General features: G+C 57.1%; 24 protein-coding genes and 1 tRNA gene. 17 read left to right on the top strand and 8 right to left on the bottom strand.

From position 1 onward, the window contains the following. The first annotated feature begins 179 nt into the window (after positions 1 to 179). From QZ869_RS13905 to QZ869_RS13885, 5 genes are all read left to right on the top strand, one after another. Positions 180 to 1163 (top strand): tripartite tricarboxylate transporter substrate-binding protein, encoded by a 984-nt coding sequence (locus QZ869_RS13905; RefSeq protein ID WP_296105504.1) that lies wholly within the window; start codon positions 180 to 182, stop codon positions 1161 to 1163. Between the two features lie 133 nt (positions 1164 to 1296). Next, a complete protein-coding gene (locus QZ869_RS13900) occupies positions 1297 to 1758 on the top strand; it encodes a tripartite tricarboxylate transporter TctB family protein (protein WP_296015783.1) in 462 nt (153 codons plus the stop codon). Positions 1759 to 1767: 9 nt separating this feature from the next. Next, a complete protein-coding gene (locus tag QZ869_RS13895; RefSeq protein WP_296015781.1) occupies positions 1768 to 3273 on the top strand; it encodes a tripartite tricarboxylate transporter permease in 1506 nt (501 codons plus the stop codon). Between the two features lie 115 nt (positions 3274 to 3388). Continuing rightward, positions 3389 to 3601: a SlyX family protein gene (locus tag QZ869_RS13890; protein WP_062599116.1), complete on the top strand. Its 213-nt coding sequence runs from the start codon at positions 3389 to 3391 to the stop codon at positions 3599 to 3601. Between the two features lie 46 nt (positions 3602 to 3647). After that, positions 3648 to 4202, top strand: a complete 555-nt coding sequence (locus QZ869_RS13885; protein WP_296105502.1) for a DUF924 family protein — start codon at positions 3648 to 3650, stop codon at positions 4200 to 4202. 66 nt (positions 4203 to 4268) lie between these two features. Here QZ869_RS13885 and dnaJ read toward each other — a convergent pair whose 3' ends face one another. The 5 genes from dnaJ to QZ869_RS13860 form a co-directional block, all read right to left on the bottom strand. Next, positions 4269 to 5405: a molecular chaperone DnaJ gene (gene dnaJ, locus QZ869_RS13880; protein ID WP_296015776.1), complete on the bottom strand. Its 1137-nt coding sequence runs from the start codon at positions 5403 to 5405 to the stop codon at positions 4269 to 4271. A gap of 89 nt (positions 5406 to 5494) precedes the next feature. Beyond that, positions 5495 to 7399 carry a molecular chaperone DnaK gene (gene dnaK / locus QZ869_RS13875; RefSeq protein ID WP_296015774.1) on the bottom strand — a complete coding sequence of 635 codons (1905 nt, stop codon included), beginning with the start codon at positions 7397 to 7399 and terminating at the stop codon, positions 5495 to 5497. A 264-nt stretch (positions 7400 to 7663) separates the two neighbouring features. Continuing rightward, positions 7664 to 9685 carry a PAS domain-containing protein gene (locus tag QZ869_RS13870; RefSeq protein WP_296105500.1) on the bottom strand — a complete coding sequence of 674 codons (2022 nt, stop codon included), beginning with the start codon at positions 9683 to 9685 and terminating at the stop codon, positions 7664 to 7666. A gap of 5 nt (positions 9686 to 9690) precedes the next feature. Then, positions 9691 to 10101 carry a response regulator gene (locus QZ869_RS13865; protein WP_296077100.1) on the bottom strand — a complete coding sequence of 137 codons (411 nt, stop codon included), beginning with the start codon at positions 10099 to 10101 and terminating at the stop codon, positions 9691 to 9693. Position 10102: 1 nt separating this feature from the next. Continuing rightward, positions 10103 to 11221, bottom strand: coding sequence for a PAS domain-containing protein (locus QZ869_RS13860; protein ID WP_296105498.1), 1119 nt, complete (start codon positions 11219 to 11221; stop codon positions 10103 to 10105). Positions 11222 to 11448: 227 nt separating this feature from the next. Here QZ869_RS13860 and QZ869_RS13855 point away from each other — a divergent pair, with 227 nt between their 5' ends. Both QZ869_RS13855 and QZ869_RS13850 read left to right on the top strand, forming a co-directional pair. Next, positions 11449 to 11757, top strand: coding sequence for a SelT/SelW/SelH family protein (locus QZ869_RS13855; RefSeq protein WP_296105496.1), 309 nt, complete (start codon positions 11449 to 11451; stop codon positions 11755 to 11757). A 210-nt stretch (positions 11758 to 11967) separates the two neighbouring features. Beyond that, positions 11968 to 12054 (top strand) — tRNA-Leu (locus QZ869_RS13850). A gap of 306 nt (positions 12055 to 12360) precedes the next feature. Here the strand turns inward: QZ869_RS13850 and QZ869_RS13845 are convergent. After that, positions 12361 to 12747: a pilus assembly protein N-terminal domain-containing protein gene (locus QZ869_RS13845; protein ID WP_296041105.1), complete on the bottom strand. Its 387-nt coding sequence runs from the start codon at positions 12745 to 12747 to the stop codon at positions 12361 to 12363. Positions 12748 to 13158: 411 nt separating this feature from the next. Here QZ869_RS13845 and QZ869_RS13840 point away from each other — a divergent pair, with 411 nt between their 5' ends. From QZ869_RS13840 to QZ869_RS13800, 9 genes are all read left to right on the top strand, one after another. Further along, positions 13159 to 13344 carry a Flp family type IVb pilin gene (locus tag QZ869_RS13840; protein ID WP_296084673.1) on the top strand — a complete coding sequence of 62 codons (186 nt, stop codon included), beginning with the start codon at positions 13159 to 13161 and terminating at the stop codon, positions 13342 to 13344. Positions 13345 to 13426: 82 nt separating this feature from the next. After that, complete coding sequence (locus QZ869_RS13835) at positions 13427 to 13939, top strand: prepilin peptidase (RefSeq protein ID WP_296084671.1); 513 nt, start codon at positions 13427 to 13429, stop codon at positions 13937 to 13939. Between the two features lie 146 nt (positions 13940 to 14085). Further along, complete coding sequence (cpaB, locus tag QZ869_RS13830; RefSeq protein WP_296105494.1) at positions 14086 to 14892, top strand: Flp pilus assembly protein CpaB; 807 nt, start codon at positions 14086 to 14088, stop codon at positions 14890 to 14892. A 5-nt stretch (positions 14893 to 14897) separates the two neighbouring features. After that, positions 14898 to 16469 carry a type II and III secretion system protein family protein gene (locus QZ869_RS13825; protein ID WP_296105725.1) on the top strand — a complete coding sequence of 524 codons (1572 nt, stop codon included), beginning with the start codon at positions 14898 to 14900 and terminating at the stop codon, positions 16467 to 16469. Then, positions 16466 to 17158 (top strand): CpaD family pilus assembly protein, encoded by a 693-nt coding sequence (locus tag QZ869_RS13820; protein WP_296105492.1) that lies wholly within the window; start codon positions 16466 to 16468, stop codon positions 17156 to 17158. The genes QZ869_RS13825 and QZ869_RS13820 overlap by 4 nt, the downstream gene beginning before the upstream one ends. A gap of 34 nt (positions 17159 to 17192) precedes the next feature. Beyond that, complete coding sequence (locus QZ869_RS13815; protein WP_296105490.1) at positions 17193 to 18482, top strand: CpaE family protein; 1290 nt, start codon at positions 17193 to 17195, stop codon at positions 18480 to 18482. A gap of 40 nt (positions 18483 to 18522) precedes the next feature. Continuing rightward, positions 18523 to 20013 carry a CpaF family protein gene (locus QZ869_RS13810; RefSeq protein ID WP_296077081.1) on the top strand — a complete coding sequence of 497 codons (1491 nt, stop codon included), beginning with the start codon at positions 18523 to 18525 and terminating at the stop codon, positions 20011 to 20013. Further along, the gene (locus QZ869_RS13805; RefSeq protein WP_296105488.1) at positions 20010 to 21014 is read left to right on the top strand and encodes a type II secretion system F family protein; all 1005 of its coding nucleotides are present in this window, start codon (positions 20010 to 20012) and stop codon (positions 21012 to 21014) included. Before QZ869_RS13810 ends, QZ869_RS13805 begins: the two co-directional genes overlap by 4 nt. A gap of 9 nt (positions 21015 to 21023) precedes the next feature. Then, positions 21024 to 22010 carry a type II secretion system F family protein gene (locus QZ869_RS13800; protein WP_296041121.1) on the top strand — a complete coding sequence of 329 codons (987 nt, stop codon included), beginning with the start codon at positions 21024 to 21026 and terminating at the stop codon, positions 22008 to 22010. A gap of 171 nt (positions 22011 to 22181) precedes the next feature. Here the strand turns inward: QZ869_RS13800 and QZ869_RS13795 are convergent, their stop codons facing one another. Beyond that, positions 22182 to 22898 (bottom strand): tetratricopeptide repeat protein, encoded by a 717-nt coding sequence (locus QZ869_RS13795; RefSeq protein WP_296077073.1) that lies wholly within the window; start codon positions 22896 to 22898, stop codon positions 22182 to 22184. A 252-nt stretch (positions 22899 to 23150) separates the two neighbouring features. Here QZ869_RS13795 and QZ869_RS13790 point away from each other — a divergent pair, with 252 nt between their 5' ends. Further along, positions 23151 to 24548: a M17 family metallopeptidase gene (locus QZ869_RS13790; RefSeq protein ID WP_296105484.1), complete on the top strand. Its 1398-nt coding sequence runs from the start codon at positions 23151 to 23153 to the stop codon at positions 24546 to 24548. Between the two features lie 78 nt (positions 24549 to 24626). Here the strand turns inward: QZ869_RS13790 and pncB are convergent, their stop codons facing one another. After that, entirely contained in the window at positions 24627 to 25931 is a 1305-nt protein-coding gene (gene pncB / locus QZ869_RS13785) for a nicotinate phosphoribosyltransferase (RefSeq protein WP_296101626.1), read from the bottom strand. Positions 25932 to 25969: the final 38 nt, after the last annotated feature.

Raw genomic sequence — 25969 nt, 5'->3', positions numbered from 1 at the left:
CACGTCATGACACCAATGTTTCGGATTCCACCCATTCGGACCGTTAGCCGACACTCTTTTAAAGATTTGTTTTCCTCCCTCAATTGCGTGACGCGCGATCTCGACTGCAAATGAACTTACCCCGGCGAGCGCAGAGGAGTGCGTTTCGTTGCTGAGGCCATATTCATCGGGAGGAAAAGATGAAACTTCTGAAATCCGTCACGGGTGCAGTTGCTGCCGCCGCCGTATCGCTCTTTGCGCTTTCCGCAGCCGCACAGGATTATCCTGGCCGCAACATCACTATGGTCGTGCCATTCTCCGCGGGTGGTCCGACGGATACCGTGGCACGCCTCGTTGCTGAATCCATGTCCAAGGATCTCGGCCAGCAGATCATCGTCGAAAATGTTGGCGGTGCAGGCGGAACGCTGGGTGCAGGTCGCGTGGCATCCGCTGATCCGGACGGCTACACCATCCTTCTGCATCACATTGGTATGGCGACCAGCGACACGCTTTATCGCAAGCTGGCCTACAAGACACTCGACGCCTTCGACTATGTCGGCCTCGTGACCGAAGTTCCGATGACGATCCTCTCGCGCAAGAACCTCGAGACCAAGGACCTGAAGGGCCTGATCGATTACGCAAAGGCAAACAAGGATACGGTTACCGTCGCCAATGCCGGCATCGGCGCTGCCTCTCATCTGTGCGGCATGCTGTTCATGAGCGCAATTCAAACGCCGCTTGTGACTGTTCCCTACAAGGGTACGGGCCCTGCCATGACCGACCTTCTCGGCGGCCAGGTCGATATCATGTGCGACCAGACCACCAATACCACAAAGCAGATCCAGGGCGGCACCGTGAAGGCTTATGCGGTCACGACACCGGCGCGCCTCAGCGTTCTGCCAGACGTCCCGACGGCAACGGAAGCGGGCCTGCCCAACTTCGAAGTTGGCATCTGGCACGGCATCTACACGCCGAAGGGCACGCCTACCGCTGTGAATGAGCGTCTCTCCAAGTCGCTTCAGGTGGCACTGAAGGATCAGAATGTTGCCGCACGCTTTGCCGAGCTTGGTACAACGCCTTCTCCAGAAACGGATGCAACGCCTGCCGCGCTTAAGGCAAAGCTCGAAAGCGAAATCGCACGCTGGAAGCCAGTCATCGAATCCGCTGGCCAATACGCAGACTAATCCTGCCTGAGGCCGGGGATGACCGATGTCCTCCCCGGCATCCGCTTGAAGACGACAGCGATCCTTAAAGACCTCATCGAACTCTACAGACATCGGGCCAAAGAGCGGCACTGATGCACAGGCGGGGACGACCATGAAATCAGTCAGTTTCGATGCCACAGAAGCCATCTGCGGCGCAATTTTCATCTGCCTCGGCATCTTCTTTGCCTGGCAAGCCTATGATCTTGATCTGGGAACGACATTCCGCATGGGGCCGGGCTATTTCCCGCTTGCCCTGTCCTTGATCCTCATATTGCTCGGCGGCGTCATTTTTCTTCGCGCCGGCAAGGTTGCAAACGAGCCGATGACCTCCATTGCTTGGCGCGGCATCTTTTTCATCCTGCCAGCACCGATCTTCTTCGGCCTGACGGTGCGTGGGCTGGGTTTCGTGCCGTCGCTGTTCCTTAGCGCTCTGATCGCCTCGTTTGCATCGCACAAGATGAAACCAATGATGGCCGTCCTGCTCTCCGCTGCGATCACGGTCTTTTCGGTTCTCGTCTTCAATTACGGTCTTGGCCTGCCTTTCCAGCGCTTCGGCCCTTGGCTCAACTTCTGAGGTCGCGTCATGGAACTCTTCGATAATCTGGCGCTTGGCTTTTACACGGCCTCAACGCTTCATAACCTGTTCTTCTGCCTGATCGGCGTACTGCTCGGAACGCTTATCGGCGTTCTGCCGGGTATCGGCGCCACCGCAACAATCGCCATGCTGCTGCCGATCACTTTCCAGTTGGAGCCCGTTTCCTCGCTGATCATGCTCGCCGGCATCTATTACGGCGCGCAATATGGCGGCTCGACCACGGCTATCCTGATCAACATGCCGGGTGAATCTTCCTCCGCCGTGACGGCCATCGACGGCTACCAGATGGCGCGCAAGGGCAAGGCGGGCGCAGCGCTTGCGATCGCTGCCATCGGCTCCTTCTTTGCCGGCACGGTCGCGACCTTTCTCGTCGCAGTCTTCGCTCCACCCCTGACGGCGATCGCGCTCGAATTCGGTGCGGCGGAATATTTCTCGCTGATGGTCGTCGGTCTCGTGTCATCCATTGCGCTGGCGCACGGCTCCATCGTCAAGGCGCTTGCCATGGTCGTCCTCGGCCTGCTGCTAGGCCTCGTCGGTACCGACATCTATAGTGGCACACCGCGCTTCACACTGGGCATTCGCGAATATGCCGATGGTCTGAACTTCGTTGCGGTTGCCGTCGGTGTCTTCGGTATTGCCGAAATCCTGCGCAATCTGGAAGACGAAAAGACCCGTACCGTGCTGATGGCCAAGGTTTCCGGCCTTCTGCCCACCAAGGATGACTTCAAGAAGATGGTTGCGCCCGTCCTGCGCGGAACTGTTATCGGCTCGGCGCTGGGCATCCTGCCAGGCGGTGGTGCCATTCTCGCGGCCTTCGCCTCCTATACGGTGGAAAAGCGCGTCTCGAAGAACCCGGAAGAATTCGGCCACGGCGCAATTGCTGGTGTCGCAGGTCCGGAATCGGCCAACAATGCCGGTGCTCAGACCTCCTTCATCCCGCTTCTGACCCTTGGCATTCCTGCCAACCCGGTCATGGCGCTGATGGTCGGCGCAATGATCATCCAGGGTATCGTTCCAGGCCCGAATGTTGCGACCGAGCAGCCGGCGCTCTTCTGGGGCATCATCGCCTCCATGTGGATCGGCAACCTGATGCTGGTGGTGTTGAACCTCCCGCTCATCGGGCTCTGGGTGAAGCTTCTGACGATCCCTTATTACGTGCTCTTCCCGATCATCATGGCCTTCTGCGCCATCGGGGTTTACAGCGTCAACTCCAACGTCTTCGATCTCTATGCCGTCGCCTTCTTCGGCTTCATCGGATACGCCTTGGTAAAACTGCGCTGCGAGCCTGCACCGCTGCTGCTCGGCTTCGTGCTTGGGCCGCTCCTGGAAGAGAATCTGCGGCGTGCGATGATCCTGTCGCGTGGCGATCCAAGCACCTTCGTCACCAGGCCGATCAGCGCCACGCTGCTTCTGATCGCCCTTCTGGTCCTCGTTGTCGTCTTTCTGCCGAGCGTCAAGAAGAAGCGCGAAGAGGTTTTCCAGGACGAAGGCTGATATAGTCTCACGCTTTACAGCATACCATCACTGGCCGGGCACCATGTGTCCGGCCTTTGTCTTGTTTATCCTTTATAAAACTGCGAAAGCAGCGTGAGTGAAAACGGAGGTCTTCATGGCAGATCACAACGAAGCGCGGATCATCGCTTTGGAAGAGACGGTGGCATACCAGGCCAAGACGATCGAGGAACTGTCCGATCAGTTGGCTGAGCAGTGGAAGGTCGTAGAGCAGACCCGTGCGAAGCTAGATCGTCTCACCGAGCGGTTCTTGAGCCTCGAGGAGCAGTCGCTCGACGCGCCAGCCATAACCAAGCCGCCGCACTACTGATAGCGTAGATGCGCGCCGGCAGAGACCGAGACATTGAGGAACTGAGATGACAGAAATCGCGATACCCACACCAGCCGCCGAAGTCCTGTCCTTCTGGAACGAGGCCGGCCCGGAAAAATGGTTTGAGAAGAACGCCCATTTCGACAGTTCCTTCCACGCCCGCTTTCACGATCTGCACTTTGCGGCGGCCCGTCAGGAATTGACCGACTGGCTGGATGCGCCGGAAAGCAGCCTTGCGCTGCTGCTTCTCCTCGATCAGTTTCCCCGCAACTGCTTCCGCGATACGGCGCATATGTATGCGACCGATCCGCTGGCGCTGCATTATGCCCGCGATGCCATTTCGCGCGGTCATGATGTGGCGATCGATCCCGAATTACGGATCTTCTTCTACCTGCCTTTCATGCATTCGGAAGACCTGGCCGATCAGGAGCTTTGTTGTAAAATGTGCGAGCCTCTGGGCGAACGCTACGTGCCCTTTGCCATTGAACATCGCGACATTGTCCAGCGTTTCGGCCGCTTCCCACATCGCAACGACATCCTGCTTCGCAAGACGACAGCTGAAGAACGTGTCTTTCTCGATGAAGGCGGCTTCGCTGGCTAAGACAAACAAAAACGCCGCCAACCTCTGTGGGTGGCGGCGTCCGAACCATTTGAGCGGCCAAAGGCGTCAGCCGTCGAAAAATTCCTTCATCCGGGCAAAGAAGCCAGTCGATTCCGGATTGTTGTCCTTCGAAGAGATTTCCTCGAATTCCTGCAACAATTCGCGCTGACGCTTGGTCAGTTTCTGCGGTGTTTCGATCTGGATCTGGATGTAGAGGTCACCCGTCTGCGCCGAACGCAGCACCGGCATGCCCTTGCCCTTCAGTCGGAACTGCTTGCCCGGCTGCGTCCCTTCCGGCACCGTCACGCGGGACTTCGTTCCATCCAGTGTCGTCACATCGAATGTACCGCCGAGCGCTGCCGTCGTCATCGAGATCGGTACTGCGCAATATAGATCGGCGCCATCGCGCTGGAAGAATTCATGCGGACGCACCGACAGGAAGATGTAGAGGTCGCCCGAGGGGCCTCCGCGCATTCCTGCTTCGCCTTCGCCCTGGAGGCGAATACGGGTTCCGTCCTCGATACCGGCCGGAATGTTGACCGAGAGGGAGCGTTCTTCCGTCACACGGCCCTGACCGTGGCACTTGGTGCAAGGATCGGTGATCGTCTGGCCGCGACCATGGCAGGTCGGGCAGGTGCGCTCCACCGAGAAGAATCCCTGTGCTGCACGCACACGGCCCGAACCCTGGCAGGTGCCGCAGGTCTTGGGGCTGGTACCGGGCTTTGCGCCGGAGCCGGAACAGACATCGCAGGTTATGGATGTTGGCACCCTGATCTGCGCCGTCTTTCCGGTGAAAGCCTCTTCCAGCGAGATTTCCATGTTGTAGCGCAGATCGGCGCCACGCTCGCGACCGCCGGATGAACGACGCGCACGGCCACCGCCCATCATCTCGCCAAAAATGTCTTCGAAAATGTCGGAGAAACCACCGTTGGCAAAACCGCCACCGCCGAAGCCCCCGCCTCCGCCCATGCCACCCTGCTCGAAGGCTGCGTGGCCAAAGCGATCATAGGCTGCGCGCTTTTGCGGATCTTTCAGCGTTTCATAGGCTTCGTTGATTTCCTTGAACTTCTTCTCGGATTCAGCGTCATCTGGATTTTTGTCCGGATGATACTTCATCGCAAGTTTGCGGAAGGCGCTCTTCAGCTCCTTTTCATCGGCGGATCTGCTCACGCCCAATGTCTCGTAAAAGTCTGCTTTCGCCATGAAGATAACACACCCCGAAATGGATTTCCGGCTGCACGAGGCAGCCGGAGTCAGTCTCATTTACCCAAGTTCAAGAGCAAGAACCACAATTAAGCGGACTTCTTGTCGTCCTTGATTTCCTCGTAGTCGGCGTCGACCACACCATCGTCCTTGCCGCCTGCTGCGCCTTCACCGGCTTCAGCCTGCTGAGCTTCGTAGATGGCCTGGCCAAGCTTCATGGACACTTCCATGAGGGTCTGGGTCTTGGCCTGGATGTCATCTGCATCCGGCTCGGATGCTTCGACAGCCGTCTTGAGGGCGGCAATCGCGTCTTCGATAGCCTTTCGGTCAGTTTCGGAAACCTTGTCACCATACTCCTGTACCGACTTCTCGGTGGAGTGGATCAGGCTTTCCGCCTGGTTCTTGGCTTCCACGCCCGCACGACGCTTCTTGTCGGCTTCAGCATTGGCTTCCGCATCCTTGACCATCTTCTCGATGTCGGCGTCGGAGAGACCACCAGAAGCCTGGATCCGGATCTGCTGTTCCTTACCGGTGCCCTTATCCTTGGCCGAAACCTGGACAATGCCGTTCGCGTCGATATCGAAGGTCACTTCGATCTGCGGAACGCCACGTGGAGAAGGCGGCAGGCCAACGAGGTCGAACTGGCCGAGCAGCTTGTTATCAGCTGCCATTTCGCGTTCGCCCTGCGAAACGCGGATGGTCACGGCGGACTGGTTGTCTTCGGCCGTCGAGAAGGTCTGGCTCTTCTTCGTCGGGATCGTCGTGTTACGATCGATCAGACGGGTGAAGACGCCACCCAGGGTTTCGATGCCGAGAGACAAAGGCGTTACGTCGAGAAGGAGAACGTCCTTGACGTCGCCCTGCAGAACGCCTGCCTGAATGGCAGCGCCCATGGCAACCACTTCGTCCGGGTTGACGCCCTTATGGGGCTCCTTGCCGAACAACTGCTTGACGACTTCCTGCACCTTCGGCATGCGGCTCATGCCACCGACCAGAACGACTTCGTCGATCTCGGAAGCAGACACGCCGGCATCCTTCAAGGCTGCCTTGCACGGCGCGACAGTGCGCTGAACCAGGTCGTCGACCAGGCTTTCGAACTTGGCGCGCGTCAGCTTCAGCGTCAGGTGCTTCGGACCGGAAGCGTCTGCCGTAATGAAGGGCAGGTTGATTTCGGTCTGCTGCGAAGACGACAACTCGATCTTTGCCTTTTCGGCAGCTTCCTTGAGGCGCTGCAAAGCCAGCTTGTCGGACTTCAGGTCGATGCCGTTGTCCTTCTTGAACTCGGCTGCAAGATACTCGACCAGACGCATGTCGAAGTCTTCACCACCGAGGAAGGTATCACCATTGGTGGACTTCACTTCGAAGACGCCGTCGCCGATTTCCAGGATGGAGATATCGAAGGTACCACCGCCAAGGTCGTATACGGCAATCGTCTTGCCGTCCTTCTTGTCCAGACCGTAAGCGAGAGCGGCAGCCGTCGGCTCGTTGATGATGCGCAGCACTTCGAGACCAGCGATGCGGCCGGCATCCTTAGTGGCCTGACGCTGGGCGTCGTTGAAGTAGGCCGGAACGGTGATGACGGCCTTTTCGACCTTTTCACCAAGATAGGACTCAGCCGTTTCCTTCATCTTCTGAAGGATCATCGCGGAAATCTGCGAAGGGGAGTAACCCTTGCCCTGCGCTTGTACCCATGCGTCGCCATTGTCGCCCTTGACGATCTCGAAGGGAACGAGGCCCTTGTCCTTTTCGACGGTTGGGTCGTCATAGCGACGGCCGATGAGGCGCTTGACTGCGAAAAGCGTGTTGGTCGGGTTGGTCACGGCCTGACGCTTTGCAGGCTGACCGACCAGACGCTCGCCATCGTCGCTGAATGCGACCATGGAAGGGGTCGTGCGCGCACCTTCCGCGTTTTCGATCACTTTGGTGTCCTTGCCGTCCATCACTGCGACGCAGGAATTGGTCGTGCCAAGGTCGATACCGATTACTTTTGCCATTTTCTTCTCTCCTTGAAGCGAGTCATCGGAACCCCGGGAGGCATTCCACTGACGACTCCTTGACTTGGATGGTCTTGCCGTTTTGTCAGCATTTCTGCTGGTATGCGGCGTATATAAGGAGCGATTTTTCTGGCTGCAAGGCGAATGGCGCCAGCGAAGGCAGCAAAAAGAAAGATTTGCTGCGCTTCTTCATCATGCTTCTAAGGCTTGTGTGACGGACCAGCAAACGACACAATAGGTCGTGTATCGCTTCAAGTCGGCACCTTACCTTTGCGGCTTAATGAGACTTTTGACCCTCTGGGCAAAGACATCAAGTTGGAAGGGCTTCGTCATCACGTGCATGCCATGTTCAAGGTGGCCGTGATTGAGCACCGCATTTTCGGCATATCCGGTGATGAACAGCACCTCAAGATCCGGTCGACTAACGCGTGCCGCATCCGCCAGCTGACGTCCATTCATGCCGCCAGGCAGTCCCACATCGGTGATCAGAAGGCTGATCTGTCTGCGGGAATTGAGCAGCCGCAAGGCCGATGGCCCATCTTCGGCTTCGATGACCGCGTAACCCAGATCTTGAAGTTCCTCCACGGCCAGCATTCTGACCAGGGGCTCGTCATCGACCACCAGGATCGTTTCGCCGCCCTCGGCGCGCGGTGCATCCATCTGGACTTGCACTTCCGGATCCTCAGCGTCTATGTCACCAGCGTAACGTGGCAGATAGATGCAAATCATCGTGCCTTTACCGATCTCGGAGTAAATCCGGGCCGCGCCGCCGGACTGGCCGGCAAAACCATAGACCATGGAAAGGCCGAGCCCGGTGCCTTGACCGATAGGTTTCGTGGTGAAGAACGGGTCGAAAGCGCGCTCGATAATGTCCTGCGACATTCCCGTTCCCGTGTCGGAAACGCAAAGCGACACATATTGCCCTGGTTCCAGCCCGCGCATGCGGGCGGCCCGCTCATCCATCCAGCGATTTCCTGTCTCGATGGTGAGACTTCCACCATTCGGCATGGCATCTCGCGCATTGATGCACAGGTTGAGAAGCGCGTTTTCCAGCTGGCCAGCGTCGACAAATGTCGGCCATAGGCCCGCAGCGCCAACCGTTTCCACCTTGATCCCTGGGCCAACGCTGCGGACCACAAGTTCCAGCATGCTGTCGACGAGGGTATTGATATTGAGTGGTTTGGGATCGAGTGTCTGGCGGCGCGAGAAGGCCAGAAGACGTTGCGTCAGTGCAGACGCCCGCTTGGTGGCACCCATGGCACCATTGATGTAGCGCGAAAGGTCGCCCACCCGGCCCTGCGCCAGCCGGGTATTCATCATCTCCAGACTGCCGCTGATACCAGCGAGAATGTTGTTGAAGTCGTGTGCAAGCCCGCCCGTCAACTGGCCGACGGCTTCCATCTTCTGGGCCTGGCGCAGAGCCTCCTCCGCGACCATCAATTCGGCAGTGCGCTCCTCAACCTGTTGCTCAAGAGTTGCGTTCAGGGCTTCGAGCGCGAGTTCGGCTCGTCTGCGTGCCGTAATATCTTGAAAAAGAACGGCAACCTGGCGGCGCTCTTTGGGCTCGATGCGAACGGCGGCAAGCTCCAGATAGCGCCCGGTCGCAACCAGTTCCTGTTGAAAGCGAATGGGCTCGCCGGTTTTCAAAACCGCGCCATATCGTGCGATCCAGGCATCAGCTTCATCCGGTACCATTTCACGCAATTTCTGGCCGACCACGTTCGGTATTCCGGCATGTCGCGCATATGCGTCGTTTGCCTGGATATGCACATAGTCGCTATCCGGCCCGTGTGGCCCATCCAAGAATTCGATAATGCAAAAGCCTTCATCGATCGCATCGAAGAGGCCTTTGTAGAGGTCTTCGCTGTCGCGTCTTGCACGGTCTGAGAGAGTGCGTTCCGTGACGTCCGAGCCTTCGACGAAAATAGCGCAGACCTCGCCGTTCTCATCGCGGATCGGCTGATAGAGAAAGTCGAGATAACATTCCCTGCCAGATCCATCCTCATTGGCGTGGATGACGAAAAGAGCACCGAGAGCTTTATAGGGTCTGCCCGTTGTGTAGACCTCATCGAGAATGTTGACGAAGCCTTGCTCTGCGGCCTCAGGAAGCGCTTCCGCGACCGTTCTTCCAACAATATCGTGACGTCCAACGAGATTCATATAGCTCGGATTGGCAAGCTCGAAGCGGTGGTTTGGGCCCCGCAAAAGCGCAATGAAGGTCGGCGCCTGCTCAAAAAGCTGAGTCAGGATCGGACCGATATTCCCAGGATCGTTATTCACAGTCATCGCACTTAAGACGTCGTTGTTAGCGGCATGATCAGGTTCGGCGGCACGACAAGCCCATCCTTGCCGCTGATCAAGGCGTCCAGATAGCCAAGTGCGTTTTGCAAGCCATTGACGGTGTAAGGCTTTTCGATAGCGCCGACAGCGCCGGCAAAATCGGGCGGAATGCGTTTGATATTGCCGCTGACAAAGACATAGGGGACATTTTTGCTGGCGAGAAACCTGCCGACATCCACGCCGGTCGGACCATCGAGAAGATGAATATCGACAAAAGCAAAGTCGGCACTTTCCTTTTCAATCAGAGCAATGGCCGATGCGCTATCGGCTGCGACGCCGACAACGCTATGCCCTGCTGCCTCAACTTCGCTTTCCAGTTCGAGTGCCAGAAGTGCCTCATCCTCCACGATGATAATGCGCAATTCATGATTCCTTCTTATGTCCAACCAACAGCGTCACGCTTACAATCGTCCGCCGGCCATTCTGTTCTCGTTTAATATCCGCGCTGACCTGACGCGCACATGTTTCCAGCAACATCTGACTGAAGCGCTGCTCCTCCTCATCGACCTTCACAGGATCGATCGTATCGGCGACCTGGATGAGGAAATGTCCGTTCAGCCTCTTTACGGTCACCTTGATGTCACCGCCACCATCGCCCAGCCCGCGTCTGACGACATCGCCCACCAACTCGTTGACGATAAGCGACAGAGGCGATGCCTTGTCTGCAGGGACGTAAACCGGCGACAGGTCCAGTGTGACATTGATATCGGTGCGCTTCAGCTGACTCGTCAGGTTAACTACGAGATCTTCTGCGAAGTCGGCCACGTCGAAACGGGCGATGTTATCGAGCGTGAACAGCTTGCGGTGAACGGTGCTGAGCGCCTCGATGCGGTTGAGCACCGATTTCAGTGTTGCACTCGCCGTCTCATTCTTCGTCATCCGCTCTTGCAGCTTCACGATGGACGCCATCGTCATAAGGTTATTCTTGACGCGATGATCGACTTCGTGAACCAGCACGGTCTTGGCGTCCAAGGCATCGCGCAGGTCTTTGGTGCGGCGACTGACTTCTTCCTCGGCAAGATTGCGGGCTTCGGCAAGCTCGGCCTCCTTGTCCTTGATGCGGGTAAAGTCCAGCTGGGACGCGAAGTAGTAGATCACCTCTCCCTTGTCGTCTCTTACGGGGCTGACGAACAAGGCATTCCAGAACTCGGCACCATCCTTTCGATAGTTCAGAATATCGACGGATACTGACATCCCTGCGCTGATCGCCTCACGTATCTTAGCGACAGCGTTGCGGTCGGTCTTCTCCCCTTGAAGAAGGCGACAATTGCGCCCAATCAGCTCTTCACTGGAATAGCCGGTGAGGTCGTTGAAGGCCTTGTTGCAAAAGATAATCGGGTTATCGTCTTGCTTTGGATCGGTGATGATCATCGGCATACGGGTTGCCTTGAAGGCTGCCGCAAAAGGGTCGCCCGAGGCGTGATCGGCAAGCAAACGCTCACCCGCCTTACGCGCTTCCGAGGGCAATAAGTAATCAACCATGAATTTTCCCGCATTCCACCTCATGCGTAATTGTTCTGAGGTGAAAAGGTTCCAGAGGGAAGCGCTTTTCGATATATGGTCGTCGGCGCAGTTGCGAGAAGCGTTAGGTCTCCGAAAGGCATTCGAACGCAACGTCTGCATTGGCCATTTGCAAAATGCGAATTCTCTGCAAGATGCTGTTCTCACAATACGGGCCGCCGCTGCGAGCTTCAACGAGGATCACCGAAATGGATGAAACCGCAAAGCCCCGAATCGCGATTACCTATTGCACGCAGTGTAACTGGCTGTTGCGGTCGGCGTGGATGGCGCAAGAGCTGCTGAGCACGTTTCCCGACAGCCTCGGCGAGGTCGCGCTCATCCCCGCAACAGGCGGACGCTTCGACATCACCGTGGATGGGAAGCTTCTATGGGAACGTAAACGCGATGGTGGCTTTCCGGGTCCCAAGGAACTGAAGCAGCGCCTGCGCAACATGATCGACCCTGATCGCGATCTTGGCCATCTCGACAGGCAAAAGAACGAAGGATTGGATACGTAGAGCCTGCCCCTTGCGACCAAAACCAAGGTGCAAGCCCGACGACCTCCTGCCGGTGTAACGGACAGGTTCGCTCACTTGGCGCATGACGATGCTTGAAGACCAGTTGGCAACAGGTGAAAGCATGTTTTTTGATGAAAAAACAAGGATCGTCATAAAACTTCAAAATCCCTGTTGACACCAGCCGCTCGCCCCCGTACATGGCTCCTCGTCGCCCAGATGGCGGAATTGGTAGACGCGCCAGCTTCAGGTGCTGGTACTCGAAAGGGTGTGGAGGTTCGAGTCCTCTTCTGGGCACCATTCCTTATTTGATCCTAGCCAGATCAATAGTTTAGCCGAAAAACTTGGATTATTGCTCCCCTCCTGGGGTAGACAATTTGCTTGCTTCGCAGCACCGATCCTCGGCATGTTATGCCAAGAGCGCTAGCTCCACTGCCGAGTGTCGAGAACACAGGATTTCAGTGGCAAGATGGGCTCAGGACGAATCTTTAATACCTCGATTTCACGTCAAGCCTAGACGCAGGGCGGAGCCGGCGTTTGATGCTTGGTGTCGAAAATCATGATCAGGGATTGGTTGGCGACGACAGATTGCAATCGTCACACGGTTCAGTTCTGCGAATTTGCTTCACATGCTGGCGTACAGGACAAAACGCTTCTGTCAGTCTGGCGGAACACCCGCACGGTATTGCCTTCGTCGATCGAAACCAGCACCCGTTCATCGACGATAGCGTTGCCCTGCGCATCCAGCAGGACGAGATTGGTCGTGCCGAAGCTGCGGCCGGTTAACACAATGGTCGTCGCATCGGCAACGGTCGCATCGGCGACTTTCGAATTGCCGACGATAACCTTGCTGACAGCGCGATCCAGCTTCAGGACGCGAGCCTGATTCATCGATACGCGCAATACGTCCTCGTCCGCTGACAGTGCGAAAGCGGGAGCAATGCCCAGTACCGCCGAAGCGACTGCGAATCTTTTGATACGGGAAGACAGCATGAGCGGCAGAGACCTTCATTTACGCTTGGCGCATTTCATCACTCTCAACATGAATGGGAATGGTAAATGAAGATTTAAAAGGCGCGGTACAATAAAGAATACGACCTGGGTAATGAGCGACGACGTTCTGGCGTAATGTCGCATAATCAAAGGACTTCGGCGCCGCGAAAGCACGGTGATTGCATCGCTTTATTAAAGAAACAGCTGATATGCCAAAGTACGTAATATAGATCAAATTTTAAATAATAATCTTAAACGTTATTTCTAAACAAATCCGCATTACTCATTTAACGTTACGTTAAGCGCATTCTTTAATTCACTGGAAAGCGGCATCTTCTAAGGTGGCGTCAACCGAACAACGAAAAACAGTTGTCGGCGTGCTGACCAAAACAACGACCCAGGAGAAACCGCATGACAACGATTTTCGCTCGCTTCCTGAAAGACGAATCCGGTGCGACCGCTATTGAATATGGCCTGATCGCCGGCCTGATTTCCGTGCTGATCATCGGAAGTGTGACCACCATCGGCACGAAGCTACAGACGATATTTTCTACTATTGACACAAAGCTGGCCCCAGCGGCCCCAGCCGCAAAGTAATTAGACAGACATTTGCGAATGCCGCCCTACAGGGCGGCATTTTTATTGCAAGAACAGCAGCACCCGGGAATTAAGGTGAGATATGATCATTGCTTCAATCTTTCTTGTATTTCCGCTATGCCTCGCGCTTGCAGCCCTGACTGACCTCTTCACGATGACGATTCCCAACCGGGTGTCTGTCATTCTTCTGGCCACATTCATCATCGTGGCTCCCCTGTCGGGCATGGATTGGCAAAGTTTTTTCATGAGCCTTGCGGCAGGGCTTGTCGTACTCTTCGCTTGCTTCATACTGTTTGCCTTCAACACCATGGGCGGAGGCGATGCGAAACTTCTGGCGGCATGCGCCGTATGGTTCGGCTTCAATGGTTCACTCGCTGCTTTTTTACTTGTAGTGGCTTTTTCCGGCGGGGCTTTGACTCTGTTCATTCTGCTCTTGCGCTCCAGATCGCAGCAGATCATGGCCACGGGTCTTCCTATCCCGGACTCATTGCTAGTCGCCAAAAAGGTTCCCTATGGTATTGCCATTGCAACTGCGGGTTTGCTGACCTATCCAGAGGCGCCGATCGTTCAGGCTGCCATGCGCGCTCTTCTCTAATCAACATGCGCAAAGCGAATTTGAACCTGCCAATCCAGCAGATTAATTTCTGATTAACCCTAAGCGCACAGTTTTTATTAACCATAATTACACGAATGGCGGGCCATCTTCAGGAGAAGAGATTCTATCCTTCTCAAAGGCCCAGCATGAAGTCCTCACGTGTCGTTATCCTTTCCGTCGCCGTCGTGGCCGCTGGTCTAGCGGGCCTGCTCGCCATGCAATTGTCTGCGCCGCAGACGGTGGTGGAGAAGGCGGAAGCCATCATCGAGAAAGAGCCGACCGTCAACGTACTCGTTTCGGCTGCCAATCTACCAGTGGGAAGCCGGCTCGATTCGAATTCCGTGCGCTGGGCACGATGGCCGCAAGGCAGCATCAATGAGAACTATATCACCGAAGACAAACGTCCTGATGCGGTCAACGAGCTGACCGGCACAATTGTCCGACTTCCGCTTTTCGAAGGCGAACCCGTTCGTTCCGAGAAGGTCGTTGATTCCAGTACACGCATCATGTCCTCGCTTCTGCCGGCGGGAAAACGCGCGGTTGCGACTGAGATTTCAGTAGCGACAGGTGCTGGCGGCTTTGTTCTTCCCAATGACCGCGTGGATGTGATCATGGTCCGCAAGAACGGCGGTGGCGGCTTTCTGACCGAGAATGTTCTCAACAATGTGCGCGTTCTGGCGATCGACCAACAGATCAAGGAAGGGCCTGACGGTACCTCATCGGTTATTGGCGCCACCGCTACACTGGAGCTCACTCCCGAACAGGCAAAGATCATCACCGTCGCCCATCAAATGGCCGATCGCCTGACCCTTTCCCTGCGATCAATTGCCGATGTGCAGGATAGCGACACGGCGTCGGCCGATTACCTGCTCAACGGCGAATCCAGCAGACCGGCGATCCAAGTGATCAAGTCCGGCTCGATCGTGCGTGAAAATGAAGGAGCCGCACAATGAGCAAGATGACACCGATCCGCCACGCGCTCAAAACATCGCTTCTCGGCGGACTGGCTTTCAGCATCAGCTTCGCCAGTGTACCCGGCGCATCGCCATTTGGCGTAGGGATGGCGCAAGCGCAGGCCCAGAACGCAAGTATTCTGCGGATCAGCGAAAGCGGTACGGGCGTTCGCAAGCGCGTCAAGCTTGGCCTGAACAAGGCTCTGGTCATCGACCTTCCACAGGACGCACACGATATTCTCGTTGCCGACCCAAGCATGGCCGATGCCGTGACGCGAACGTCGCGTCGCATTTACCTCTTCGGCAAGTCGGTTGGCCAAACCAACATCTTCATCTTTGGAGCGGGTGGCGAGGAAATCGTCAGCCTCGACCTGGAAGTCGAACGCGATATCACTGGTCTTGAGGCCAATCTGCGCCGTTTCATTCCGGAATCGGACATCCGGGTGGAAATCGTATCGGACAACATCGTGCTCTCCGGCTCAGTTCGCACACCGCAGGATTCGGCGCGCGCGGTTCAGCTTGCGACGGCCTTTCTTCAGGGCGGCGAAGCCACGACGCGAAACATCACCGCCACCAGCCAGAGCAACGGCGATGGCGCCGTCGCGATCTTTGCGGAAAACCGGCAGCGATCGTCCATCGTCAATATGCTGACGATCGAAGGAGAAGATCAGGTCACGCTGAAGGTGACCGTTGCGGAAGTCAGCCGTCAGGTCCTCAAGCAGCTTGGTTTCAACGGCTCTATCAGCGGTGGCGGTTCCGACTTTGGTGGGTCGGTTGCGTTTTCCAACCCCGCCAACCTTGGCAACGCGCTCGCCATTGGGGGTACCGGCAATCTGGCCGGCACCATCGGTAAGGTAGCGCTGTCCAGCTACTTCAACGCCATGGAGCAGGCGGGCGTAATGCGCACGCTTGCCGAACCGAGCCTGACTGCAATCTCCGGCGAGCAGGCAAAATTCTATGTGGGTGGCGACTTCCGTCTCGCCGGCGTCCAGAACGTTACCTTCGACGATAAGAATGTTCCAACGGTCACGCGGCAAACCGACACCGTCGAATACGGTATCGAGCTGAATTTCCGCCCGGTCGTCCTGTCTCCAGGGCGTATCAGCCTGAAGATCGAGACGAACGTTTCGGAGCCCACCTATGAGGGCAACGTGGTGTCGGGCAATGGCAATACCACCCGATTGCCCGGCAGCACCTATCTCTCCATCCGCAAGCGCGAGGCATCGACGAGCGTCGAGTTGCCCTCGGGCGGCTCCATCGTCATTGCCGGTCTGGTGCAGGATAATGTTCGTCAGGCCATGTCCGGCTTGCCCGGCGCTTCGAAAGTTCCGATCCTCGGCACGCTCTTCCGCAGCAAGGACTTCATCCGCAACGAAACCGAGCTCGTCATCATCGCGACCCCCTATCTGGTGAGACCTGTGGCGCGCAACCAGATCGCCCGGCCGGATGACAATTTCAATCCGGAAAACGATGCCGCGACGTTCTTCATGAACCGGGTGAACAAGGTTTACGGAAACAACAGGCAGCAGGTACAGGCGCAGCCGTATCAGGGCTCGGTAGGATTTATCTACAAATGACAAAAACGCACCCGATCACCCATTCCGTTCCCGCCTCGCGCATTGCCAGGCTGGCGCTGACCTTTGCGGCAGTGGCAGCCCTTTCTCAAGGGTGCGCTCGCGATCCGCAGACGACGGGGGCCGTCCCCGATGACTATCGCACACGCCATCCGATCACCCTTTCGGAAGCGCAACATTCGCTCGATATCCCTGTGTCTGCCGCAGACAACCGGTTGACAATCGCAATGGCGGACAACGTGAAAGGTTTTGCACAGAACTATGCGGCGACATCGTCCAGCGTCGTTCAGATCCAGGTGCCGTCCGGCTCTGCCAATGCCGCCTCCGCATCAATCCTAAAACGCCAGATACGCTCTGTTCTGACATCCTCCGGTATTCCCGCCGGAAAGATCGTCGAGGTACCCTATGGTGCGGCTCCTAGCGGGGACGCCGCGCCGATCAGGCTGTCATATGTGGCCATCACCGCCATGACGGGCCAATGTGGCCAGTGGCCGGAAGATCTCAACGCCAACACCTACTCGAACAAGAACTGGTACAATTTCGGCTGCGCCTCGCAAAATAATCTTGCTGCCCAGATCGCCAATCCCATGGATTTGGTCGGACCGCGCGGTATGAGCCCGATCGATGCGGAACGCCGATCAGTGGTGCTCGGCAATTATCGCGCCGGCAAGAATACTGCCGCGGCGGATTAGGACGAGCTTTCCAGCTTGAACGACAGGACCTGACATGAACCCGGTGAATTACGATATTCGGCCCAACAATTCAGACGCGATCAGCGGCGCGGAAACGTTGCGGCCTGGAGAGCTGGAAAGCGTCAGGCCCCTGCCGCGTATCTCCATCCATGCGTTTTGCGAAAGCGAAACCATGCAGCAGATCATGGAGCGTCTGGCCAGCGACCGGCGGATGAACAAGGTCAGCATGCGGGTGACGAATGGCGAGATCGAAGCTGCGGCGAGAACGTTCTCATCCATGGCAACGCCAAACCTCGTCATTCTCGAGACCCACCGCGAGCCGTCCACTCTGCTCAACGACCTGAGGCCGCTTGCGGAGGTTTGCGATCCGACGACACGTGTCATCATCATCGGACGTCATAACGACATCTCCCTCTATCGCGACCTTATGCGCAACGGCATCTCGGAATATCTGGTCGCGCCGATCAAGGTAGCCGACCTGATGACATCCATCGCGGCAATCTTCGTTGACCCCGAAGCCGAGCCGCTCGGTCGCAGCATCGCCTTCATTGGCGCCAAGGGCGGCGTGGGCTCTTCCACGATCGCGCATAATTGCGCCTTCGGGATTTCAAATCTTTTTTCAACCGAAACCGTTCTTGCGGATATGGACCTGCCTTTCGGTACGGCCAATATCGATTTCGACCAAGATCCTGCGCAGGGAATAGCCGAGGCCATATTCGCACCGGAGCGGCTCGATGAGGTTTTTCTCGATCGTCTGCTCACCAAATGTTCTGACCATCTGTCGATTCTGGCTGCACCGTCACTTCTCGACAGAGCCTATGACTTCGATGGAGCCGCCTTCCAACCTTTGACGGAACTGCTGCAACGAAGCGCGCCCGTGGCCGTACTGGACGTACCCCATGTCTGGTCACACTGGACGCAGTCGGTGCTGTCGGATGCCGATGAAGTGGTGATCACCGCGGTTCCCGATCTTGCCAATTTGAGAAACACGAAGAACATCCTGGATGCGCTCAAGCGTCTGCGCCCGAACGACAAGGCGCCTCATCTCATTCTCAACCAGGTCGGCATGGTCAAACGACCGGAGATCGAGCCCTCGGATTTCTTCGAGCCGCTGGAGATCGAACCGCTCGCCATCATTCCCTTCGATGCCCAGTTGTTCGGGTCTGCCGCCAATAGCGGACGAATGATCAGCGAAATCGATGCGAAATCACCGATTGCAGAGACGTTTTCCCAGCTCTCGCATGTGCTGACGGGACGCTCGTCGGCACGCAAAGCGAAAAAACCGGGAATCGGCAAGTTCATGGATCTCCTGAAACGCAGATAAACGTGGACCTTCCACGAAAAGACAGACCGGAAGACAAGAGATGTTTGGAAAACGTGGCAGCGACAGCTTCGGACGAAGCGGAACCATCGGGCGAGTGGCTTCACCGCCGCCCGCGCCGTTGCCTGCCATGAGTTCGCCTCCGCTCATGGATGACATGGAGCCTGCGGAGCTCACGGTGCTTCAACCACCTGCCCCGCGGCCATCCCCAGTACCGAAGGATAACGGCCCGCAGCGCAAACGTGCCCGCACGGATGACTATTATCAGACGAAGTCGCAGGTTTTTTCAGCGCTGATCGACACGATCGATCTGTCGCAGCTTTCCAAACTCGATACGGAAAGCGCTCGAGAAGAAATTCGCGATATCGTCAACGATATCATCACAATCAAGAACTTTGCGATGTCGATCTCCGAGCAGGAAGAACTGCTGGAAGACATTTGCAACGACGTGCTCGGCTATGGGCCGCTGGAGCCGCTTCTGGCGCGCGACGACATTGCCGATATCATGGTCAACGGTGCGGGCCAGACCTTCATCGAAGTGAACGGCAAGACGATCGAATCCGACATCCGTTTCCGCGACAACGCGCAGCTTCTTTCGATTTGCCAGCGCATCGTCAGCCAGGTCGGCCGCCGCGTCGATGAATCCAGTCCGATCTGCGATGCGCGCCTGCCGGACGGGTCGCGTGTGAACGTGATTGCGCCGCCCCTGTCGATCGATGGTCCGGCGCTGACGATCCGAAAGTTCAAGAAAGACAAGCTGACGCTCGATCAGCTGGTGCGCTTCGGTGCCATCACGCCTGAGGGCGCTGTCCTGTTGCAGATCATCGGACGTGTTCGCTGCAACGTCGTCATTTCGGGAGGAACCGGTTCGGGTAAAACGACGCTGCTCAACTGCCTGACGAGCTATATCGAAAAGGACGAGCGCGTCATTACCTGCGAGGACACCGCCGAACTCCAACTGCAGCAGCCGCATGTCGTCCGCCTGGAAACCCGCCCGCCCAATATCGAGGGCGAAGGCGAAATCACAATGCGCGATCTGATTAAGAACTGCTTGCGCATGCGGCCCGAGCGCATCATCGTCGGTGAAGTACGCGGACCCGAAGTGTTCGACCTGCTTCAGGCGATGAATACCGGCCATGACGGGTCCATGGGCACGATCCATGCCAATACGCCCCGGGAATGCCTCAGCCGTATGGAGTCGATGATCGCGATGGGTGGCTTCACCCTGCCGGCCAGAACCGTCCGGGAAATCATCTCCACATCCGTCGACATCATCATCCAGGCGGCCCGCCTTCGCGATGGCTCAAGGCGCATCACCCAGGTGACGGAGGTCGTCGGCATGGAAGGTGACGTGATCATTACGCAGGATCTGATCAAATACGAAATCGAAGGGGAAGATGCCAATGGACGGCTGATCGGGCGGCACGTCTCTACCGGCATCACCAAACCCCACTTTTTCGATCGCGTCCGATACTACAACGAGGGCGGACGTCTTGTCGCGGCGCTTGAGGCGATGGAGCGCAGCAGCCAATGAACATGACAGTAGTGCTTCTTGTCGTTCTGGTCGCCATATCGGCAGGGGCGCTGGCCTATGTCTTCCTGTTCCCGCAGATCGAAACGGAGAAGAAGACGGCAAGCCGCGTTACCCGCGTCAAGGCAGCCGAAACGGACAGGGTCAAGATCAAAGCTGCGCGTGATCGCGTTCAGGAACTCAGCAAGCGCCGCAAATCGACGCAGGAAATGCTGAAAGACCTGGAGAAAAAGCAGAACGAAAAGACGAAGAAACGCAACAATGCCAGCATTCAAAGTCTCATTCTCCAGGCCGACCTTCCAATTTCGGTAAAGCGGTTCCATCTCTTCAGCATTGGCATCGCAGTTTTCTTCGCCCTTATGTCCCTGCTCTATGGCATGCCGTTTCTCGTGGGGATCGGCATCGCTTTCGTCGGTATTCTGGGCGCGCCACGTTGGGTGCTGCGCTATCTGGTCAAACGGCGTCAAACCAAATTCCTGGAAGAATTTCCAAACGCGCTCGATGTGATGTGTCGTTCGATACGAGCCGGGCTCCCTCTCAATGAGGCGGTGCGGCTGATCGCGTCCGATGGGCAGGAACCGGTTAAAAGAGAGTTCCAGCGCATTGTCGAATCGCAGCAGGTGGGCATGTCCCTTGCCGAAGCCATTGAACGCATGGCATTGACGATGCCTCTGCCGGAGGTAAATTTCTTCGGCATTGTCATTTCGATGCAGGCTCAGGCAGGTGGCAACCTGTCGGAAACGCTTGGCAACGTTTCCAAGGTTCTGCGCGACCGGCGCAAGATGAAGGCCAAAGTCAACGCATTGTCGATGGAAGCGAAGGCGTCCGCCGTCATCATCGGCTCCCTGCCTTTCATCGTCTCGCTTCTGGTCTATTTCACGGCGCCGGACTATCTGATGGTCCTGTTTACCGATCAGCGCGGGCATATCATTCTCGGTTGCTCTGCAGTTTGGATGTCGATCGGCATCGTTATCATGCGCAATATGATCAACTTCGAGATCTGAGGCGGTCCCATGCTCGACACTCTCATGCAACGCCTCCTCGATCCGCATTTCCTTATAGCGGTTCTTGTCGCTGTGGCGGCCTTTTCCACCGTCTACACCGTTGCTACGCCCTATCTTACTCGTGCAGATCTCAACAGGCGCACACGAGCCGTTTCGACAGAGCGGGAGCGCTTGAGGAGCCGCAATCAGGAGCGCTTGAACGCACCCAGTCCAACGGGCAAGGCTTCGCTTCGCGCCAACCATAGCAAATCGGCCACCAAGATCGTCGAACGCTTCAACCTGCGCGAGGCGCTGGTGGATGCCAATACGGTGAACAAGCTGAAGTCTGCGGGCTTTCGCTCCCAAAACGCGCTCAACACCTTCCTGGCTGCGCGTTTCATCCTGCCATTCGTGTTTCTGCTTGTCGGGGGCCTGTGGGTCTTCGGTCTTAACAACTTCCCCAATTACAGCTTCATGACCCGTCTCGTGGGAGTGCTGGTGTTCGGTTATCTGGGCTTCTACGCTCCCAATATCTATGTCTCCAATCGCATTACCAAGCGGCAGAAGTCGATCAAACGCAACTGGCCGGATGCGCTGGACCTCATGCTCATCTGCGTGGAATCCGGCACCTCCATGGAGGTTGCCATGCGACGCGTGGCCGAGGAAATGACGGAGCAATCGCCGGAGCTTGCCGAAGAAATGGTGCTGACGGTGGCCGAGCTGTCGTTTTTGCAGGATCGCCGCGTGGCGCTGGAAAATTTAGGGCTTCGCACTCAGCTGGATAATGTGAAAAATGTCGTCCAGGCGCTGATCCAGGCGGAACGCTATGGCACACCGCTCTCGCAGGCTTTGCGCGTGATGTCGCAGGAAGGTCGTGACGAGCGCATGAACGAAGCAGAAAAGAAAGCAGCTGCGCTGCCGCCCAAGTTGACCGTACCGATGATCCTGTTTTTCCTGCCGGTGCTCGTCGCTGTCATTCTGGGACCTGCGGGCATTCGGGTCGCCGATACGTTTTGACCATGCAGCCATGAGGTTGGAGAGCAGCCTTATGTCGGCCTAGACGAACAGGCCGCACTGGCCGGCCAGCACGGTTATGAAGCGATTGGTCGGAAGAGACGCGGGTAGATCCAAAGAGATCGAGCGTCCTCACTGCGCCCAACGGGACGCACGGCGCTCTAGATGAAGGTCCTAACGAACTTCGGTCTTCTTGTTCTTGTCGGCAAGTTGTGACCACGCGTTCTGCTGAGACAGCATGCCGCGCAGATAAGCGAGATTGGCCTGCGCCTGCTGGGGAGACAACTCCTGCATGGCAATGCGTTGCGCTTCATCGAAGCGCCCCTGAAGGCCGACGACCAGTGCGAGGTTCTGGCGGATGCGGCTGTCGGCACCGGGTTGCGATGCCGCCGAGCGAAGATAGGTTTCTGCCGTGCGCGGATCATTTTGCAGCACGTAGGACATTCCGAGGTTTGACAGGATGCTCGGATCGTTGGGTTTGAGATCGAGCGCTTGACGATACTTCGCTCTGGCTTCGTTGGAGCGTCCCAACTGATCCAGAACCGCGCCTTCTGCGGAGTAAAGACGCCAATCCGGCCTATCGGGGGTTTGCGCTCGCTGGATGGTATTGAGCGCCTGCTCAAGCTGGCCGGCAGCAGCCTGAGACTTGCCGTAGGCCGCCAGCACTTCACGATCAGATGGATAGGCAATCGCAACCTGCTGCATGACCGCCAGTGCCTGCGTGTTCTTGCCTGTCATCATCAGGATGTTGGCGTAGTTCATCCCCGTGTTGCGGTCTTTGGGATTGCGCGCGTAAGCTGCCCCGACCGATGCTTCGGCCTGGCGCAGTTGGTCCATGTTCATCTGATCGTAGGAATGCGAGACAGCAGGAGAAATCGATCCCGTCGACATTCGGTCCGGGCGATCCGTACGATTCGTGGAGCAGGCCGCGAGGCTTAAAGCCACAGCAGCGACGCAGGCACCCCGAAGAAGGATGCGTTTGCTGGCATGACGTGAGGAAATCGCAATCATGATGTCGCCCCGGGCCTATGTTCGGATATTTCGTTGACGCGGCGTGCGCCACGCAACTTTCGCTCCAGCAATAATCTGTTAACCCTAACAGAGTGTTAATTTGGCCGGTTCAGGCGTTTACGAAAGCAGACAATGGTCCCCTATCAGTTCATAGAGCGCGCCTCGCCCTTCAGTTCGAAGTCTGGCGCAACGCTTCCCGTCTTTGCAGTGACGCCTGCCCATATAGAACAGGGGGCTATCGATCCTGTGGCGCTCGATTGGGCGCGCAAGGCAGGCTTCAAGGCAGAGGCTGGCGCCATTCTGCTCATTCCCTCTGCGGAAGGTGCCCTGGGCGGGGCCCTCCTCGGCCTTGGGACCAATCCATCCGAAATTCCCTTCATTACTGGAAAGCTGGCACGTGAGCTTCCCGAGGGCAACTGGCATATCGAAACCGCGCCACTGACTGTAAACCGGCTGACGCTCGGCTTCGGTCTCGGCGCCTATCGCTTCGACAAGTACCGCGCCACGAAGAACAACGGGCCGAAGCTTCTCATTCCTCGCGATGCCGAGGATGCCGAAATCAAGCGTATTCTCGCCGGTGTCTATCTGGCCCGTGACCTCATCAACGTCCCGGCCAACGACATGGGACCGGATGAGCTGGAAATTGCCTTTCGCAGTCTCGGCGCGCATTATAAGGCGCAAGTATCGGTCGTGGTCGGCGACGATCTCCTGAAGGAAAATTTTCCTCTGGTTCACGCGGTGGGTCGCGCCAGCGCCAGCGCACCGCGCCTTCTGGAAATGTCGTGGGGCAAGAAGAACCATCCGCGGCTGACGCTGGTCGGCAAGGGTGTGTGCTTCGATACCGGTGGGCTCGACATCAAGCCCTCCTCATCAATGGCGCTGATGAAAAAGGATATGGGCGGGGCAGCGAATGTGCTTGGTCTTGCGCTGATGATCATGGATGCGCGCCTGCCGATCAATCTGCGCGTCATCGTTCCGGCAGTGGAGAACTCCATTTCCGCCAGCGCCTTCCGACCCGGTGACATCTACAAGAGCCGCAAGGGCCTGACGGTGCAAATCGACAATACCGATGCCGAAGGCCGTCTCATCCTGGCCGACGCACTAGCCTATGCCGATGAAGATCCGCCGGAACTGATGATCGACATGGCGACACTGACGGGGGCGGCTCGCGTTGCGCTCGGACCGGATGTTCCGCCGTTTTACACCGATGACGAAGACCTTGCCCACAGCATTGCCGATGCCGGCATCGATACCGACGATCCGCTTTGGCGGCTGCCGCTCTATATGGGCTACGACAAGGATATTCGCTCGCGCGCGGCCGATCTTACCAACGCGCCCTCCGGCGGCATGGCTGGATCGATCACGGCGGCGCTCTTTCTCAAGCGCTTCGTTACCGAGACGAAGAAGTGGGTGCATTTCGATATTTACGGATGGTCGCTCAGTGAGCGACCGCATTCATCGATCGGTGGAGAGGCACAGGCTATCCGTGCCCTGTTCCACTATATTTCCCGCAGCTTCGTGAAGCGGTAGAACTGACCATACCAATTCATCATCCCCGCCAATACGGCGAGGATGATGAAAGTCGGCCTGTTCACCGACCAGAACGTCCTAAACCAGGACCTTCTGGTCTTTTCGGTCTTCCTGACCGAAGAATTTCAGATAGCGCTGCACTTCTTCTGCCTCGCCTGTCGCCTTTTGCGGATTGTCGGAGAGCTTGACCGCCGGGCGGCCGTTGGCATCGCTGACCTTGCACACGACCGAGATCGGCTTCAAGCCCTCGATAGTTTTGGGCGCGCAACCGGCAAAATCGTTTGTGAGATTGGTGCCCCAGCCGAAGCTCATCCGCACGCGTCCCTCGAAATGCTTGTAGGTGTCGATGATGGCATCGACATCCAGGCCGTCTGAGAAGATGAGGAGCTTCTTCTTCGGGTCCCGGCCCATTTTTTTCCACCACTCGATGATCTTTTCGCCACCTTCGATAGGCGGCGCGCTATCCGGTCTGAAGCCTGTCCAATCCGCTACCCATTCCGGCGCGTTGCGCAAAAACGCTGCAGTGCCGAAGGCATCGGGCAGGACGATCAACAGGTTGCCGCCATAAAGTCGGTTCCAGTCCTTCATCACCTGGTAGGGTGCTGCGGCCAGTTCCTCGTCGTTCTGCGCCAGAGCGGCAACGACCATGGGAAGCTCATGCGCATTGGTGCCGACCGCTTCAAGATCTGAATCCATCGCCAGCAAGACATTGCTGGTGCCAGTGAAAGCGGGGCCGATACCTTCCTTCAGGGCTTCGACGCACCAGCGCTGCCACAGGAAACTGTGGCGGCGGCGCGTGCCGAAATCGGAGATGCGCAGGCCAGGGAGTTCGCGAAGGCGCTCGACCTTTGCCCACATCTTGGCTTTGGCGCGGGCATAAAGGACGTCCAGTGTGAAGTAGCCGAGTGAACGCATGGCGCTTCTCGAGCGCAATTCGTTGACGATGGCGAGTGCTGGAATTTCCCATAGCGTGGTATCCATCCACCGGCCATGGAAATTCAGCTCATACTGCCCGTCGCGCTTGAACAGCTCGTATTCCGGCAATTGATAGCTCGACAGCCAGGATAGAAACTCCGGCTCGAAAATCTGCGAGCGGCCATAGAAGGTGTTACCGGCAAGCCAGATCGCTTCCTTTTTCGTCAGTCGCAGGCTGCGAGCATGATCGAGTTGTTCACGCAGTTCTACCTCGTCGATCTCCTCTGCGAGCCGAACGGTCTTTGTTCTGTTGATGAGGGAAAACGTTGCATTGACCTCTGGATAGAGCTTCCAGATCATCTGCAACATCAACAGCTTGTAGAAATCCGTGTCGATGAGGCTGCGGATGATGGGATCAAGCTTCCAAGTGTGGTTGTGAACACGGGTCGCTATGTCTGTCTTCGTCATTGCTGCTGCTATCCCCCGCGCCAGACCCCCGTGCACCA

The organism is uncultured Agrobacterium sp. (assembly GCF_913777885.1).
Classification (GTDB): domain Bacteria; phylum Pseudomonadota; class Alphaproteobacteria; order Rhizobiales; family Rhizobiaceae; genus Agrobacterium.
The sequence above is the reverse complement of the archived record's forward strand: the minus strand, read 5'-3'. Positions and strand labels throughout refer to the sequence as shown.